Source organism: Pseudomonas sp. BIGb0164 (assembly GCF_024810135.1).
Taxonomy (GTDB): domain Bacteria; phylum Pseudomonadota; class Gammaproteobacteria; order Pseudomonadales; family Pseudomonadaceae; genus Aquipseudomonas.
On record NZ_JANUEA010000007.1, the window covers coordinates 103,056 to 117,451 of the forward strand.

Annotated in this window: 16 protein-coding genes; 9 read left to right on the plus strand and 7 right to left on the minus strand. The window is 61.5% G+C overall.

Features of this window, described 5'->3' with window-relative positions:
* Window positions 1-67: 67 nt before the first annotated feature.
* A complete protein-coding gene (locus tag M2394_RS19190; RefSeq protein ID WP_259173573.1) occupies window positions 68-352 on the plus strand; it encodes a hypothetical protein in 285 nt (94 codons plus the stop codon).
* Between the two features lie 11 nt (window positions 353-363).
* On the opposite strand, the gene M2394_RS19195 is transcribed toward M2394_RS19190, so the two are convergent.
* Window positions 364-1,041 carry an HAD family hydrolase gene (locus M2394_RS19195; protein ID WP_259173574.1) on the minus strand — a complete coding sequence of 226 codons (678 nt, stop codon included), beginning with the start codon at window positions 1,039-1,041 and terminating at the stop codon, window positions 364-366.
* A gap of 217 nt (window positions 1,042-1,258) precedes the next feature.
* On the opposite strand from M2394_RS19195, the gene M2394_RS19200 reads away from it, so the two are divergent.
* The 4 genes from M2394_RS19200 (at window position 1,259) to M2394_RS19215 (ending at window position 4,512) form a co-directional block, all read left to right on the plus strand.
* Window positions 1,259-2,029: an alpha/beta fold hydrolase gene (locus M2394_RS19200; RefSeq protein ID WP_259173581.1), complete on the plus strand. Its 771-nt coding sequence runs from the start codon at window positions 1,259-1,261 to the stop codon at window positions 2,027-2,029.
* Window positions 2,030-2,140: 111 nt separating this feature from the next.
* Window positions 2,141-2,401, plus strand: a complete 261-nt coding sequence (locus M2394_RS19205) for a DUF2790 domain-containing protein (protein ID WP_259173583.1) — start codon at window positions 2,141-2,143, stop codon at window positions 2,399-2,401.
* Between the two features lie 42 nt (window positions 2,402-2,443).
* Window positions 2,444-3,115: a heavy metal response regulator transcription factor gene (locus M2394_RS19210; protein WP_259173598.1), complete on the plus strand. Its 672-nt coding sequence runs from the start codon at window positions 2,444-2,446 to the stop codon at window positions 3,113-3,115.
* A complete protein-coding gene (locus M2394_RS19215; protein WP_259173599.1) occupies window positions 3,112-4,512 on the plus strand; it encodes a heavy metal sensor histidine kinase in 1,401 nt (466 codons plus the stop codon). The genes M2394_RS19210 and M2394_RS19215 overlap by 4 nt, the downstream gene beginning before the upstream one ends.
* Before the next feature lie 14 nt (window positions 4,513-4,526).
* On the opposite strand, the gene pcp is transcribed toward M2394_RS19215, so the two are convergent.
* Genes pcp through M2394_RS19230 form a run of 3 tightly spaced genes read right to left on the minus strand, consistent with a single transcriptional unit; the run spans window position 4,527 to window position 6,840 of the window.
* A complete protein-coding gene (pcp, locus tag M2394_RS19220; RefSeq protein WP_259173603.1) occupies window positions 4,527-5,168 on the minus strand; it encodes a pyroglutamyl-peptidase I in 642 nt (213 codons plus the stop codon).
* An 8-nt stretch (window positions 5,169-5,176) separates the two neighbouring features.
* Window positions 5,177-6,127: a DUF979 domain-containing protein gene (locus M2394_RS19225; protein WP_178924418.1), complete on the minus strand. Its 951-nt coding sequence runs from the start codon at window positions 6,125-6,127 to the stop codon at window positions 5,177-5,179.
* Entirely contained in the window at window positions 6,124-6,840 is a 717-nt protein-coding gene (locus M2394_RS19230; RefSeq protein WP_178924420.1) for a DUF969 domain-containing protein, read from the minus strand. The genes M2394_RS19225 and M2394_RS19230 overlap by 4 nt, the downstream gene beginning before the upstream one ends.
* 331 nt (window positions 6,841-7,171) lie before the next feature.
* On the opposite strand from M2394_RS19230, the gene M2394_RS19235 reads away from it, so the two are divergent.
* The gene (locus M2394_RS19235) at window positions 7,172-7,717 is read left to right on the plus strand and encodes a hypothetical protein (RefSeq protein WP_259173604.1); all 546 of its coding nucleotides are present in this window, start codon (window positions 7,172-7,174) and stop codon (window positions 7,715-7,717) included.
* Between the two features lie 57 nt (window positions 7,718-7,774).
* On the opposite strand, the gene M2394_RS19240 is transcribed toward M2394_RS19235, so the two are convergent.
* On the minus strand, window positions 7,775-8,977 hold the full coding sequence (locus tag M2394_RS19240; protein ID WP_259173606.1) for an ROK family transcriptional regulator: 1,203 nt from the start codon (window positions 8,975-8,977) through the stop codon (window positions 7,775-7,777).
* Between the two features lie 209 nt (window positions 8,978-9,186).
* On the opposite strand from M2394_RS19240, the gene M2394_RS19245 reads away from it, so the two are divergent.
* From M2394_RS19245 to M2394_RS19255, 3 genes are read left to right on the plus strand one after another with little or no spacing between them, the layout of a single operon-like run.
* Window positions 9,187-10,590 (plus strand): APC family permease, encoded by a 1,404-nt coding sequence (locus M2394_RS19245; RefSeq protein ID WP_259173611.1) that lies wholly within the window; start codon window positions 9,187-9,189, stop codon window positions 10,588-10,590.
* Between the two features lie 8 nt (window positions 10,591-10,598).
* Window positions 10,599-11,609 carry an ROK family protein gene (locus tag M2394_RS19250; RefSeq protein WP_259173612.1) on the plus strand — a complete coding sequence of 337 codons (1,011 nt, stop codon included), beginning with the start codon at window positions 10,599-10,601 and terminating at the stop codon, window positions 11,607-11,609.
* 2 nt (window positions 11,610-11,611) lie between these two features.
* Window positions 11,612-12,643 carry an SIS domain-containing protein gene (locus M2394_RS19255; RefSeq protein WP_259173613.1) on the plus strand — a complete coding sequence of 344 codons (1,032 nt, stop codon included), beginning with the start codon at window positions 11,612-11,614 and terminating at the stop codon, window positions 12,641-12,643.
* Window positions 12,644-12,652: 9 nt separating this feature from the next.
* On the opposite strand, the gene M2394_RS19260 is transcribed toward M2394_RS19255, so the two are convergent.
* Together M2394_RS19260 and M2394_RS19265 are read right to left on the minus strand one after the other, a co-directional pair.
* Complete coding sequence (locus M2394_RS19260; RefSeq protein ID WP_259173615.1) at window positions 12,653-13,276, minus strand: DUF3969 family protein; 624 nt, start codon at window positions 13,274-13,276, stop codon at window positions 12,653-12,655.
* A gap of 81 nt (window positions 13,277-13,357) precedes the next feature.
* On the minus strand, window positions 13,358-13,987 hold the full coding sequence (locus tag M2394_RS19265; protein ID WP_178924434.1) for a flagellar biosynthesis protein: 630 nt from the start codon (window positions 13,985-13,987) through the stop codon (window positions 13,358-13,360).
* Between the last annotated feature and the right edge of the window lie 409 nt (window positions 13,988-14,396).

Below are 14,396 nucleotides of genomic sequence, written 5' to 3' on the forward strand. Positions count from 1 at the left end.
GGTATTTACAGCCTCACGGCAAGTTCTATGCTTGGGTTTGCACGGTCCGTAAAAGGCGCAAAAACAAATGGATACCCTGAGTAAATCCGAAATCGAATCCGCACTGGCAGCGCGCCTGCCCAGTTACAAGATCGCCTGCACGCTGCACGCCGACGGCACGCTGTCGGCCATTCTCAGTGGTCCCGAAACAGATCATTTCGCAATCACCGGCATCGTCCGCGCGCACTATCGTGGTGCCGAAGCCATTGCCCGGCTCGCCAATGAAATCCTCAGGGAGATGGTGCTGTCGCGCCAGGGCATGAAGAGCAGCCGGCTACAAACATCGCCTCTCGACAGCAACGAGGGCCACTAGCAGCCGGAGCCTCAGCCCACACGGTTCGATATCGACAATAACCCGCCATCGTCGCGCCGTACCTGCAACTGCCCATACCCATCGATCGAAAGGTGCGGCGTGTGCATCGGCTTCAGGTGCGTCGACGTCACCACGACCACATCTGCCCCCGCAGCCTCCCCCGCCCGAATACCGACCGTTGCGTCTTCGAACACCAGGCAATCCTGCACCGGCACGCCCAAACGCTGCGCGCCCAGCACATAACACGCCGGATCCGGCTTGCCGACTGCCACATCCTCGGCGGTCACCAGCACCGACGGCGGGCTGATACCGGCCGCTAGCAGGCGTCGCAACGCGAGTTCCCTGGGCGCAGACGTCACCAACGCCCATTGATCGCCAGGCAAGCCCTTCAGGAACTCGACAGCACCAGGAATCGCCACGACCCCCTCGACATCCTTGATTTCAGCCTCGGTAATCCACTGCGCCTCAACCTCTGGATCAACGCCCGGCAACGCCTGGCGAGTAATGGTATCGATGGCCCTTGCCCCGTGAATGGTTGCCAGGAACGCCGCCACATCCAGGCCATGACGCGCCGCCCAAATGCTCCACACGCGCTCGGCTGCCGCGATGGAATTGAGCAAGGTGCCGTCCATGTCGAACAGAAAGGCGCGGTAACGTCGGGCAAAAATGGCAGGGGCGGAGATGGACACTGCTGGACTTCCTCTTGGGCAGGGACACGTAAAAGGCCCGATGCAATCTACGGATCACACCCGCGCTTGTAAACGACGACGGCGCAAACCGGGCCGATTGGATTACAGCTTTGTAATGAAGCTGTCAGTCTAGGCAGCACCCTCACTTCATACAGTGGAGTCGTCAGTCAGCCACACCGGTTGACGCCACTTCCCACTGATGAAAAAGGGTCCACCCATGAAGCCTGCAAGCAAACTTTGCCTGATCGCCGCCAGCCTGTTGATGCTGGGAACCGGCACCGCCATGGCCGGCACCGTCGCGCCGGTCAAAGCCAAAAACGTCGTACTGGTGCATGGCTCCTGGGCCGATGGGTCGAGCTGGTCCGAAGTGATCACTCGCCTGCAAGCGGCTGGCCTGCACGTCACCGCGGTGCAAAACCCGCTGACCTCGGTCGCCGATGACGTTGCCGCGACCAATCGCGTACTCGATCAACAGGACGGCCCTACCGTGCTGGTCGGCCATTCCTACGCAGGCACCGTGGTCAGTGACGCTGGCGCGAACCCGAAAGTCAGCTCGCTGGTGTACGTCGCCGCCCGCGCGCCGGACGCCAACGAAGACTTCGTCGCCCTCTCGGCCAAATACCCGACCATGCCAGTACGTGCCGGCGTGGAAGACCACGATGGCTACCTTACCCTGAACCAGGACGCGTTCCTCAAGTACTTCGCCGCCGACGTGCCACGGGCCAAGGCCCTTGAGCTGTACGCCGTGCAGCAACCCATCACCAAGACCTTGTTCAGCGGCCGCACGGTGAACGCCGCCTGGCACACCAAGCCGTCCTGGTACGCGGTGTCGGCCAATGACCAGACCATCAACCCGGACCTGGAGCGCTTCCTCGCCAAGCGCATGAACGCCACCACCATCGAGCTGCCGTCGAGCCACCTGTCGCTGGTCTCCCACGCCAAGGAAATCACCGACCTGATCCTCGAAGCGTCCGGCCGCCAGCCTTAAGCCCTTCATTACGAACTTGTCATCATCCTGTTGGCTGGCTGTTTGCGTCACCTGGTTACCGTGAACTCACTGCCAGGACCTGGCAGCCAACCCTTAAAGAGAGATACCGCCATGAAACTGTTTATCCTCGGCTTTGCCGCTTTGCTCGCCACCGGTTCAGTGTTTGCTGCCGACACCGCCTCCGCCACCAACGTGATCCACGACAAGGTCGGCTTCTTTGTCCACCTGGATGTCGACAAAGTGCTGTCGAGCACCGACACCTACGGCCAATGCGGCATCGTCCCCGCCCGCCTCGACTACCTGGACCACCAGGGTCGCGAACACGTGCTGGACTACCAGGTGCAAGGCATCGGTTGCGCCAGTGACAATTGATCGGGCTACACTTGCGCAACGCGACGAACCAAGGCACTACCCATGAATATTCTCGTAGTCGAAGACGAACCCAAGGCCGGCAATTACCTGCTCAATGGCCTGCAAGAACTGGGCTACTCCGTGAGCCTCTCCCGTGATGGCGTGGACGGGTTGCACCAGGCGCTGGAAACGCCGTTCGACGTGATTGTACTGGACGTGATGATGCCAAAAATGGACGGCTGGGAAGTGTTGCGTCGCTTGCGCAAGGAAGCGGATACACCCGTGTTGTTTCTCACCGCTCGCGATGACATCGCCGACCGCATCAAGGGCCTGGAACTGGGTGCCGACGATTACCTGATCAAACCGTTTTCCTTCGCCGAACTGGTCGCACGCCTGCGTACCCTGACCCGTCGTGGCCCCAGCCGCGAAGAGGAACAGCTGCAGATCGCCGACCTGCAAATCGACGTGCTCAAGCGCCGCGTTACCCGCGCCGGCACGCGCATCACCCTGACCAACAAAGAGTTCGCCCTGCTGCATCTGTTCGCCACGCACCAGGACCAGGTGCTGTCGCGCTCGATGATCGCCTCGCGGGTGTGGGACATGAATTTCGACAGCGACACCAATGTGGTGGACGTGGCCGTGCGGCGCCTGCGCCTGAAAATCGACGACCCGTTCCAGCTCAGGTTGATCCACAGCGTGCGGGGCATCGGCTACCGCTTCGATACCCAGCCATGAACCGCACTCGCCATTACTCCCTGACCCTGCGCCTGGCGTTGATCTTCGCCTTGCTCGCCTTTGCGCTCCTGGCCACCCTGGGCGTGGCGTTGTATCGCGAGCTGGAACGCGAGTTGATCAAACGTGACGACGCCGCGCTGATCTATCGCGCAGACCAGTTGCGCAACCTGCTCAACGACAGCAACACGCTGGACCTGATCAAGACCAAGCCGGAGCTGTTCCAGAACATGCTGGGCAACAGCGAGTCAGTGCTGAGTATCGCCGCACCGGGCCAGACACCGTTGCTGCTGGTCAACCCGGGCAACATCGAAATGCCTACCGTGACCCCGGTGCCACGGGGCCATGAGCTGGGCTTTTCCGACGTGCACCATTTGCCTGGCGTGAATGGCGTGCCTTTCGCAACCGTGGCCGCCTCCATCGACTCCGGCGACCTGGGCAGCCTGCAGGTCACCACCGGGCGCTTGATGACCGAACGCACGGCCATGCTCGCCAGCTATCGCCTGAGCGTATTTGTGTTGGCGACCATCGCCGCGATCATCCTCGCCCTGGCGGGTTACCTGCTGGTCCACCGCGGTCTCGTGCCTCTGCGGCGCCTGGCCAAGCACGCCCAAGGCATCGGCGTGGGCAACCTGGCCGAACGCCTCGATAGCCACGGTGCGCCCAAAGAACTGCTGCCGATGATCGACTCCTTCAACACCATGCTGGAGCGACTGGCCAAGGGCTTTGTGCAACTGGGCCAAGTGTCCACCGACATGGCCCACGAGCTGCGCACCCCCATCAACAACCTGTTGGGGGAAACCCAGGTGGCGCTGCAACAGCACCGCAGCATCGAGAGCTACCAGCAACTGCTGGCCTCCAACGTCGAAGAACTCGAACGCCTGGCGCGGATGCTCGACAACATGCTGTTCCTGGCCCGCACCGACCCCGCCAGCGCCTTGCGCCAGCGCCAGGAGCTGAGCGCAGCCGACGAAGTGGAGCGCATGGCCGATTACTTCGAAGGGCCGGCGAGCGATGTGGACATCAGCATTCTCGCGCAAGGTGACGGCGTGATCTGGGCCGAGCCGATGTTGCTGCGCCGCGCCCTGGCCAACCTGTGTGCCAACGCCATCAAATACGGCGCGCCGAGTTCCGAGCTGGTGATTGCGGCAGTGCCGAACGCCGAAGGCATCAACCTGAGCGTCAGCAACAGAGGGGAAACCATTGCGGCGGAGCATTTGCCCAGGCTGTTTGAACGCTTCTACCGGGTGGATGAGTCGCGGGAACGTTCGGCTCAGTCCAACGGGCTGGGGTTGTCGATCGTGGCGACCATCATGCAGTTGCATAACGGGCGGTACAGTGTGAGCAGTGAGGCGGGAGTGACGCGGTTCGAATTGTTCTTTCCGCGTCGGGAGGCGTGAGCGTCACGGGCCGGTCAACTGACCTGCCCGCCCGCTTCACTGATATCCACTGTTGTTTGCCAGGCCGCCAAGACTGCCACCCGCAAGCCTTCAACCACCGTTTCCAGCGCCATCGAAGGCAGCCCCACTCCCATCACCTGCTCCGGCAGGTTCGGCACATGAATAAAGCCACTGCGCACGCCAGACTCAACCAACGCGTGCTGCAATCGATAGAACACCAGGTTGCACACAAAGGTCCCTGCCGTTTGCGAGACTGAAGCCGCAATGCCCGCCTCTCTTACAGCCCTGACCATGGCCTTGGTCGGCAACGTGGAGAAATAGGCAGCCGGCCCATCAGGCACCACGGTCGTATCAATCGGCTGCGCCCCCAGGTTATCCGGGATTCGCGCATCGTTAAGGTTGATTGCCACTCGCTCGATTGAAATATCGCTACGCCCAGGCCCCAGACCTGTCGCAATCACCATCGACGGTCGCAACTGGTCGATCAACTGAACCAGGCAATCTCCCGCCGTGGCAAAAGCGCATGGCAGTCGACGCGCAACAATTTGCACATCGCTACCGACTTGCATGCCATCCAGCTGGCGAACCGCCTCCCAGGAAGGGTTCACCACGTCTTGATCAAAGGGCTCGAAGCCCGTCAGCAAAACAGTGTGCATCGTTAGCCTCACATCAACAGGTAGAGCAGGACAATATTGACCACCAGCATCATCAAGGCAGTCGGCAGCTGCGCCTTGATCACGGCATTCTTGTCAGGCAATTCGAGCAACGCTGCCGGCACGATGTTGAAATTGGCCGCCATCGGCGTCATCAGCGTACCGCAGTAGCCGGAGAACATGCCGATCGCCGCCATCACGGCCGGGTTACCGCCGTAAATTCCTACCAGCACGGGAACGCCCACACCACCGGTCATCACCGGGAACGCGGCAAAGCCGTTGCCCATGATCACGGTGAACAAGGCCATGCCCAGCACATAGACCATCACCGCGACCAGCTTGAAATCCAGGTTGATGTAAGTGGTGGTGACATGCGCCACCGCCGTGCCGACCCCGGCTTCGTTGAACAACAACCCGAGCATGGCCAGCATCTGCGGCAGCACCATGGCCCAGCCCAAGGCTTCGGTCAGACGTCGTGACTCGCGCAGGGCCTGCACCGGCGTGTCACGGGTCAGCCAGCACGCCAGGCCAAGGGCGATCAGGCAGCCAATGCCGAGGGAGACGAACGTGGTGTTCTTCGGGTCCAGCAACGCCACGCCGCCGATTTGGGTGTTCTTGAGCAGTACAGAACCAATCACCGTGGTCAACGGGATCGCCAGCGCCGGAATAAACAGTTTGTGGCCCAGGCGACCGGCACTGGCGCGGGCAGCCTTGTCGTGCAATTGGCCATGGGCCCCGCGCCCTACACCACCCAACCCTGCGATCAGCGCCATGACCACCACGCCCATCCCAATGACCACCGGCGGCAGGCGCTCGCCCACCAAAAACGGGATGGCGAAGAGTAACCAGAACAACGCAGTGGACCAGCGTTTGGGGTGGGTTCGATCCAGCAGGATCATGCCCGCCGTGATCAGCAGCAACACACCGGCCAGCCAGTACAGGTATTGAATGGAGATGATCATTGCGCAGCCTCCGCCGAGGTGGCTGCCGGCGTCATGTCGCGGGTGAGCCTTCGGTCAAATCGATGCAGGCGGATCGCGTGGATGATGAAGGCGCAGATCGCCGTCGGGATGCCCCACACGGCGATGTGCAGGGGCTCCACGTCGATACCTGAGCCCAGCAGGAAGGTGTGCATCAGTGCAATCGCACCAAAGGCGACGAAGATGTCCTCGCCAAAAAACAGGCCGACGTTGTCGGTCGCCGCGCACATGGCCAGCACTTTGTGGCGCAGTTTATCCGGCAGCTTGCCATAGCGTTTTTCCGCCGCGCCTTCCGCCATCGGCGCCAGCAACGGGCGCACCATTTGCGGATGCCCGCCCAGGCTGGTCAAGCCCATGGCCGCGGTGGATTCGCGCACAAACAGGTAGATGATCAGCAGACGCCCGACCGTCGCACGCTCGAACCGCGCGATCCAGTTCTGTGCGTGCAGGCGCAGGCCATGGCGCTCCAGCAGGCCAATGACCGCCAGGGGCAATAACAGGATCAGTTGCAGGGCGCGGGTCTGAAGGAAACCTTCACCCATGCTGGCGAGAATTTTCTCCAGCGGAAACTGCGCTGCCAGCCCGGTGGCGATGGCGGCTGCGGTGACCACCAGCAGCGGATTGAAGCGCAAGACAAAGCCAACCACGATGACGAGTACGCCGATCAACGGCCATAGGTTCACAACAGTTTGCATGACGGTGAGGTCCTTGAATGCGCGCTGCGGCGCCGTGATAGCAGGTTGTGAACCAAGGGTTCACAGCATGAAGGTGGCGTGCAGCCCGGCGCGGTTTTTTATTGTTGACCTTGAAGGTCGAGCGTCAGTGGCGGCAACTTTGCTGCTTGGGGACGGGGGTGTCCAACAAGAAAAATTGTTGCTGCAAACCAATAATTCTTGTGGGTGATTGCAGGGCCGGAAGTAACAAGATGTGGACAAACAACCGGGTGGTCGAGCATCGTAGCGCCGCCCGATTCTCGGGTGCGGCGCCGACACCGGCGCCCCAACCTGCTGTGGATATGGAAATTCAATGAAAGCCCCAAAGGTCTTGATCGCTCTCTCGTGTGCTGTAGCCCTGTCCATGCTGGGTGGTTGCGCCGCCAAGGTAAAAAGCGGCGGTAGCGGCGCGCTGGCCATCCCCGAATCGGCCAAGCAGAACCTTGTGGTCAGCATCAAAGGCGAAAACCAGGTGGAGCAGAACCCGGACTGGAACCTGCTCAAGCGTGATTGGAACAACGCGCTTGCGGTTGAAGCGCGCCAGGCCGGTTTCAACCTGACGGAAAGCCCGTCGGTCACCACTGGTGCCGCAGACGGCGTCGGTATCAGCATCAACGTGAGCAAGTTCCGCTACATCGAACCGGGTTCGCGCTACGTCGCCGGCGCCCTGGTGGGCAATGCCTGGGTATTCTCGCGTGCCGACTTTTCCGATTTGAAATCCGGTGCGCCCATCGGCTCACGCACCTACGACACCTCGTCGTCCGCCTGGGAAGGGATTGCCTCGGCGATGACCCAGAAACAAGTGCAGGCCATTGCCAAGCAATTGATCAGCGACATCAAGAGCGCCAAAGCCAAGTAATTCGCCTGCAAGAAAGCCTCGCTGATGGCCTGAAGGTCATCAGCGAGCCCTCCTCATTCACTCCGGCTTGAGCAACGCCTCATAATCCGGGCTGATCTCGGCCAGGATCATCAAGGCCGCCGCCCCCAACGCCACCGCATCCTGCCCCGCCGCGCCCATCTGAATACGCGGGTACTGGCGGCCCGAACGGCTGCTGATCGAACGGCTCAAGGGCTCAAGGCGGGTGATCAAGCGCGCCAGAATGGCGTCGGGCAGAAAGCCGCTGATCAGGATGGTTTGCGGGTCGAGCACCGACTCAAGAATGTTGATCGCCTGGCGCAACGCCGGCACCGCCTCATCCAGCCAACCCTCTACGCGCGCGTTGAGCACCTGATCGTTGGCGTCCCAGGTGCCGAGGTCATGATCGGCTGGATACCCCAGGTGCTCCAGCAACGCAGCGATGGAAATGTAGCGCTCCAGGCACCCCTGGTTGCCGCAGAAACACGCCTTGCCACCCGGAATGACGGTCATGTGACCGATCTCACCGGCATTGTGCCAATGGCCGGAATACAAACGGTTACCCAGGTACAAGCCGGCGCCCAGGCCGCTGCCGATAAACAAGTGCACAAAATTGTTCAGGTCGCTGGCGATACCGTACAGGCGCTCGCCCATGGTTGCGGCGGTGGCGTCGTTTTCGATCAGCACCGGCAGGGCGATCTCTTGCTGCAAGCGCAACGGGATAGCGGGATCGTCCCAGCCAGACATCGCCGTCGGCCCCACGGCCGTCATGCCCTCGACGCTGAAAGGCCCGGGCAACGCAATGCCCACACCGAGAAAGCGGCCCCCAGGCCTTTGCTGCCGAAAGCCTTTGACGTGCTCAAGGATCAGCGGCAACGCCTGCTCGAAAGTGGGATAGCTGACCGTCAGGGTGACTTGAGCCACCGTCTCACCGAGCAGGTTTAGCAATACCCCGATGATGCGGTGCTGTTCGATATGAAAGCCAATGGAATAACCGCCCTCAGGGTTCAACGACAACGGCACCGGCGGCTGGCCCCGCCCGCCCTTCTCGGCCGCGTGGGCCAGTAGCACGCCCTCCTCCTGCAACTCGGTGACGATGTTGGAAATCGTCTGCGCGGTGAGCGAAGTCAGCCGCGTGAGGTCGGCACGGGTCAGGCGTCCGCTCTGGCGAATGGCTTCGAGAATCACCCGACGATTATGCAAACGGGCGTGTTCGGCGTTGGTGCCGGTGGTGACGGTGCGTGTGTTCGGGAGGTTTTTCATGGGCCGATAATCCGTGCAGGCGATTAATTAAATCAAGTTGAATTAATACTCCTGCTGTGGTTTTCTAGGCGCCTCGGTCTCTCGCACCCACTGCGAATGCCGGTTACGCCCCATAAAAACAATGACGGGTCGACAGCACCCTCGATGGCAAGCAGGCCCTTTTGCAATCTGCCCTCACGCGTCTGTCACTCGAACAAGAGGTCGTCCCCATGAGCACGCTGACACCCGTCGATCCGGATTTGCCCAACGGCAAACGCAAAATCGGCCTATTCCCCGCCATCACCCTGAACATGAGCCAGATGTGCGGCGTGGGCCCCTTCATTACCATCCCGGCCATGATCGTGATCATGGGTGGCCCCCAGGCCTACCTGGGCTGGATCCTCGGCGCGCTGTTGGCGCTGTGTGACGGGCTGGTCTGGGCCGAACTCGGTGCGTCGCTGCCGGGTGCGGGCGGCACTTACGTCTACCTTCGCGAAGCCTTTGGCAAACGCACCGGCAAGCTGCTGCCATTCCTGTTCGTGTGGACGGCGATGCTGTTTATCCCGCTGATCATGTCCACCGGCATCATCGGCTTCGTGCAATACCTCACCTGGTTCTGGCCCGACATGAGCCCGACGGCCGGCAACCTGATCGGCCTGGCCGTCATCTGGCTGATCGTCGTGATGCTTTGGCGCAAGATCGAATCCATCGCCAAATTGAGCATCGTGCTCTGGGTGATCATGCTAATCAGCATCGGCGCGCTGATCGCCGCCGCGCTCTCCAACTTCCACGCCGACCTGGCGTTCACCTTCCCGGAAGGCGCGTTCAACCTGGCCGACAGCGGTTTCTGGTTCGGCATGGCGGGTGGCCTGACCATCGGCATCTATGACTACCTGGGCTATAACACCTCGGCTTACCTGGCTGGCGAAGTCGAGCAGCCGGGCCGTGTGATTCCCAAGTCGATCATCCTGTCGATCGTCGGCATCCTGACGATCTACCTGGTGATGCAAGTCGGTGTGCTGGGCGTGGTGGACTGGCACCGCATGCTCGATCCGGAATCTGCCGCGTATAAATCCGTCGCCTCCGTGGTGCTCAGCGAAACCTGGGGCAGCACCGCTGCGGGCATTGTTACCGTGCTGATCCTGATCACCGCCGTTGCCTCGGTGTTCGCCGGCTTGCTCGGCGGCTCCCGCGTGCCCTTCGAAGCGGCCAAGGACAACGTATTCTTCAGCGCTTTCAGCAAGACCCACCCCAAGCATGAGTTCCCCACCTGGGGCATCTTGAGCATGGGCCTGCTGACCTCCGTGGGTTTCATGATCGGCCGGCTGACTGACTTGAACACCCTGATCCAACTGCTGACGGCGGTGATGATTCTGGTGCAGTCGGTGGCGCAGATCGTCTCGTTGCTGGTGCTGCGCAAGACCAAGCCGCACCTGGCACGGCCTTACAAAATGTGGCTCTACCCAGTGCCCGCGCTGATTGCGTTGCTGGGCTGGGTCTATATCTATATGGCGTCCAACCACAATGCGCCCGGCGCCTACCCTATCCAGTGGTCACTGGTGTGGGTGCTGGCCGGCAGCGTGGCCTATCTGTTCTGGGCACGGGTCCAGCGGTTGTGGCCTTTCAATAAGTGATCAATGCAATGCACCAGACAATGGAATCAACGGGCGCTGCGGCGCCCCGGCAAGGCTTGCTGCTGGCGATCGACGTGGGGGGCACCAAGACGCAGGTGGCCTGCTACGACACCGCTCGCCAACGTATGAATACGCGGATCCTCGCCACCCACGCCGACGGTTTGTCTGGCGTGCCGGCCCTGCAGCGCATCCTCGACGCCGCGCGCGACTGCGTGGCGGAATTCGACAGCGCCCAAGTGCTGAGCGTGGCTGCGGTGTTCCCCGGCGTGGTTCGCGGCCCGACCTTGCTGATGGCGCCCAACACACCAGGCTTCGAGGGCCTCGATTTACAGGCATTGATCGCCCGGGCCTTCGGCAACGTCTGCGTCACCCTGGACAACGATGTGAAAGCCGGCGCCCTGGCGGAAGTACGCTGGGGCTCGTTGGCCGGTGTCGACAACGCGATCTACCTGAACCTGGGCACTGGGCTTTCTGCCGCCGCCATCGCCAATGGCAAGCTGATACGCGGGCATAACGGCGCCGCGATGGAAATCGGCTACTTGCTCTCGCCCTTTATCGACCCAGCGCACCCTGAGCAGTGGGCTACGTTCCAGGCCGGCAACGCGCCTTTGGAAGAACTGTTTTCCGGCAACGCGCTGAGCCGCTTGGCCGATGAAATGCTCGGGCACGGGCACCAGCCCCTGGATTTGTTTGCCAGCGCCAACCCCGAGGTGCGCAGAGCCCTTGAGCTGCGCATCGCCGCATGTGCCGTGCAGGTCGCCAACCTGGCGGTAGCGCTGGATGTGGAGCGCATCGCGATTGGCGGCGGCCTGTATCGCCAGGCCTCCCTGCTGGCACCGATGATCGAGCAACTGATCCAACGCGTGGTGCCCTTCCCACCCGCGCTCACCACCGCGTTTTTCACCCACGATGCGCCGCTCTGGGGCGCCTTCAGCATGGCCATGGACGCCGCCGGGTTGAACGCCCTCGCCCACCAGTTGATCGCCGCTGGCGAGTCCATCGACGCCCTTGGAGATTGATCATGTCGTTCATGTTGAGTGAAACCCTGTCCATCCCCGCGATCCTGCAGCGCATGCTCGACGAGGACAGCGCCGTGCGTGCACTGAGCCAGCAATGGGCGCAGGCGCTGCCCGAACTGATGATCACCGTTGCACGCGGCAGCTCGGACCATGCAGCCGCCTATTTCAGCTACGCCCTGATGAGCCAGGTGGGCGTGCCGAGCCTGTCGATTCCGTTGTCGCTGGTCAGCCTGCAACAGCCGCCACTGCGCCTGAAAAACGCGTGGGTCGCGGCCTTTTCCCAATCCGGCAAAAGCCCGGACCTGATCGACAGTGTGCACTACCTGCAGCAACGCGGTGCGCGCTCGGTGGCGCTGGTCAATACACCGGCCTCGCCGCTGGCGGCGGTGAGCGATCATGAAGTGCTGTTGCCGGCCGGCCTGGAACAAAGCGTGGCCGCCACCAAGAGCTATGTGGCGATGTTGATGGCGGGCGCTCAATCCGTGGCCTACCTGGCCGACGCGCTGGCCATCGACAGCGGGTTGAGCCAAGCCCTGCACACGCTGCCGGAGCAAATGCGCCAGGCGGCTAACGAAGACTGGTCGGCGCTGCACAAGGTATTGGCGAGCGCCGACAAGATGATCGTGATCGGCCGAGGAGCAGCCTTGCCTATCGCGCAAGAGGCCGCGCTTAAATTGAAGGAAACCTCTGGCATCCAGGCCGAGGCGTTTTCCAGTGCCGAAGTGCGTCATGGCCCGATGGAGATCATCGAGGAAGGCTACCCCGTGCTGGTCTTTGCCCCCTCAGGCCCGGAGCAACCGGGCAGCCTGGCGTTTGCCGAAGAAATGCGCGCCCGTGGCGCCCAGGTGTTGGTGGTGGCCCCGCGCGGTACCGCCTGCGAAGGCTTGTTGCCCAGCGTACCGACGGCGCATCCATTGCTGGAGCCGTTCACGATGATCCAGGGGTTTTATCTGAGTGCTGCGCTGTTGGCGGTGGCGCGCGGGCGTAATCCCGATCAGCCGAGGTTTTTGAAGAAGGTGACCCAGACTCGCTGATGCCAGCCGTTAGCGGAACTCTGCGTGCCAGTCGTAGGGCCCGGGCGCCTCGGAGCGGCCCAGTAGCGCGACAAACTGATCGATGCTGCGAAGCACGTTCTCGTCGAACTTCGACGGGATCAGGCTGAGCACATCCTCCAGCTCGCACGCTTCCATCACCAGGTTGCAGAGGTCCGGGGAAATCCCTCGGTCCATCAACAGCTCGTAGGTCCTGGGGGTAAAAAGCAGTTGTTCGGCTTCCTCCAGGCTCATCACGCCCCGCTGCACGGAGGTCAGCAGGCCAATCGCCAAGGCGGACAAAAACCGCACCACTTCCTCGGCGCCAAAGACCTCCGAGACCAGTGAAAACGGGGCCAGCGCATTGGCGTTGTCACCTGCCAGGTAGTGGGTATCAAAGGTCATGGAGTCCACAATCCCCTGCAGTTTTTCAGGGTCAGCAGCACGGCCGAAATGGTACTCCAGGTATTTGGCGCCTTCAGGCGTCTCATGCCGTTCAACGCGGTAGCACAGGCACAGGTCTGCGCTGAGCACCTTGTCCAGCCACACGGACCTGCGCTCACCCAGAATGCGGAAAAACGCGCCGCTGGGGCCGCTGGTGATGATGACGCGTTCACCGGTGTTGTGATCAATCATGTCAGCAAGGGCCTCCAGCAGGTTTATGTGGCAGATACAAAAATGGGCCAACCTTTCGGTTGGCCCATTTTTTATCCAGGATCAGAGCTGCTTGAGGGTTTCGCGCGACACTTCCTGCAAACCGGCCTCGGTGATCTTCTTCCAGTCGTTTTCAGTGACTGCCTGCATGCTTTCGTTTTTACGGGTGACCACATTCAGCTCAGTGGCGCCCGGTGTTTCGATGCGCAGGTGAGACTTGTTGCTGACGTCGACGTAGAAGAACCCCGGGGTGAACCACGACCAGAACTCAACGATGTGCACCTTCACGGCCGTTGCATCGGCGGTGCCCGGCTCGGTCACCACTTGGTAGCCAGCCTGCTTGTAGGCAGCGGCGACCGACTCATTCACCAACTGGGACACCGTGCGCCCCGACGGCAGCAGCACATCGCCCAGGCCTTTGCCATAGCTGTTGCGCTTGCGCGCAATGGCGCGCTCGGTGATCGACTTGTCCGTCACTTCATCGTTTTTCAGGGAGGGGACATCGGGGCTGCGAGGGGAGATCTGGAAGACACGATCATCGACGGTGCTGATCAGCACCTTCTTGCCATTGCTGGCGGCAGCCGCCTGCGTGGCACTCAGCGGTGCAACATTGACATCCACTTCCGAGCGGCTAGTGGCACAACCTGCCAACATCACCAGTGCTGCAACCCCAAACGCAATCCGAACGCTCATAACCACCACTCCCTATCGCCATCATTGGCTCGACCGGGTATCGGTCGGGGGCAATTGTACATAGATGATGGCACTTAGGCATTACTGATCAGATGTGAAAATACAGGGCTTCCATCGCCTCGCAGGCACAGTGCCAGCCCAACAGTGACGAATTCTGTTACAGACCTATACTCAATTCAGGCCTTGCGCGTTCCCGCGCATCGCTGACGGCACTGTTGCCGACAAAGAGGGTAGCCGCTATGTACGCCGGACAAATGGGAATGGCGACAACGAATGGTGAAATACGCTGCCAGATGGTTGTACAAATCATCTGCCTGCTGTCGGTGGCTACGCTTTTCTGCTGACTCTCCTGTAGCAACCGATATTGGCGATTCGGGCCAAGGCAGGTGCTCGCCCAAATTTCAGACAA

What these genes read in the sequence shown, in the direction of transcription:
- M2394_RS19190 (WP_259173573.1), top strand. Translation starts at nt 68, where the DNA reads ATGGATACCCTGAGTAAATCCGAAATCGAATCCGCACTGGCAGCGCGC.
- M2394_RS19200 (WP_259173581.1), top strand. Translation starts at nt 1,259, where the DNA reads ATGAAGCCTGCAAGCAAACTTTGCCTGATCGCCGCCAGCCTGTTGATG.
- M2394_RS19205 (WP_259173583.1), top strand. Translation starts at nt 2,141, where the DNA reads ATGAAACTGTTTATCCTCGGCTTTGCCGCTTTGCTCGCCACCGGTTCA.
- M2394_RS19210 (WP_259173598.1), top strand. Translation starts at nt 2,444, where the DNA reads ATGAATATTCTCGTAGTCGAAGACGAACCCAAGGCCGGCAATTACCTG.
- M2394_RS19215 (WP_259173599.1), top strand. Translation starts at nt 3,112, where the DNA reads ATGAACCGCACTCGCCATTACTCCCTGACCCTGCGCCTGGCGTTGATC.
- pcp (WP_259173603.1), bottom strand. Translation starts at nt 5,168, where the DNA reads ATGCACACTGTTTTGCTGACGGGCTTCGAGCCCTTTGATCAAGACGTG.
- M2394_RS19225 (WP_178924418.1), bottom strand. Translation starts at nt 6,127, where the DNA reads ATGATCATCTCCATTCAATACCTGTACTGGCTGGCCGGTGTGTTGCTG.
- M2394_RS19230 (WP_178924420.1), bottom strand. Translation starts at nt 6,840, where the DNA reads ATGCAAACTGTTGTGAACCTATGGCCGTTGATCGGCGTACTCGTCATC.
- M2394_RS19235 (WP_259173604.1), top strand. Translation starts at nt 7,172, where the DNA reads ATGAAAGCCCCAAAGGTCTTGATCGCTCTCTCGTGTGCTGTAGCCCTG.
- M2394_RS19240 (WP_259173606.1), bottom strand. Translation starts at nt 8,977, where the DNA reads ATGAAAAACCTCCCGAACACACGCACCGTCACCACCGGCACCAACGCC.
- M2394_RS19245 (WP_259173611.1), top strand. Translation starts at nt 9,187, where the DNA reads ATGAGCACGCTGACACCCGTCGATCCGGATTTGCCCAACGGCAAACGC.
- M2394_RS19250 (WP_259173612.1), top strand. Translation starts at nt 10,599, where the DNA reads ATGCACCAGACAATGGAATCAACGGGCGCTGCGGCGCCCCGGCAAGGC.
- M2394_RS19255 (WP_259173613.1), top strand. Translation starts at nt 11,612, where the DNA reads ATGTCGTTCATGTTGAGTGAAACCCTGTCCATCCCCGCGATCCTGCAG.
- M2394_RS19260 (WP_259173615.1), bottom strand. Translation starts at nt 13,276, where the DNA reads ATGATTGATCACAACACCGGTGAACGCGTCATCATCACCAGCGGCCCC.
- M2394_RS19265 (WP_178924434.1), bottom strand. Translation starts at nt 13,987, where the DNA reads ATGAGCGTTCGGATTGCGTTTGGGGTTGCAGCACTGGTGATGTTGGCA.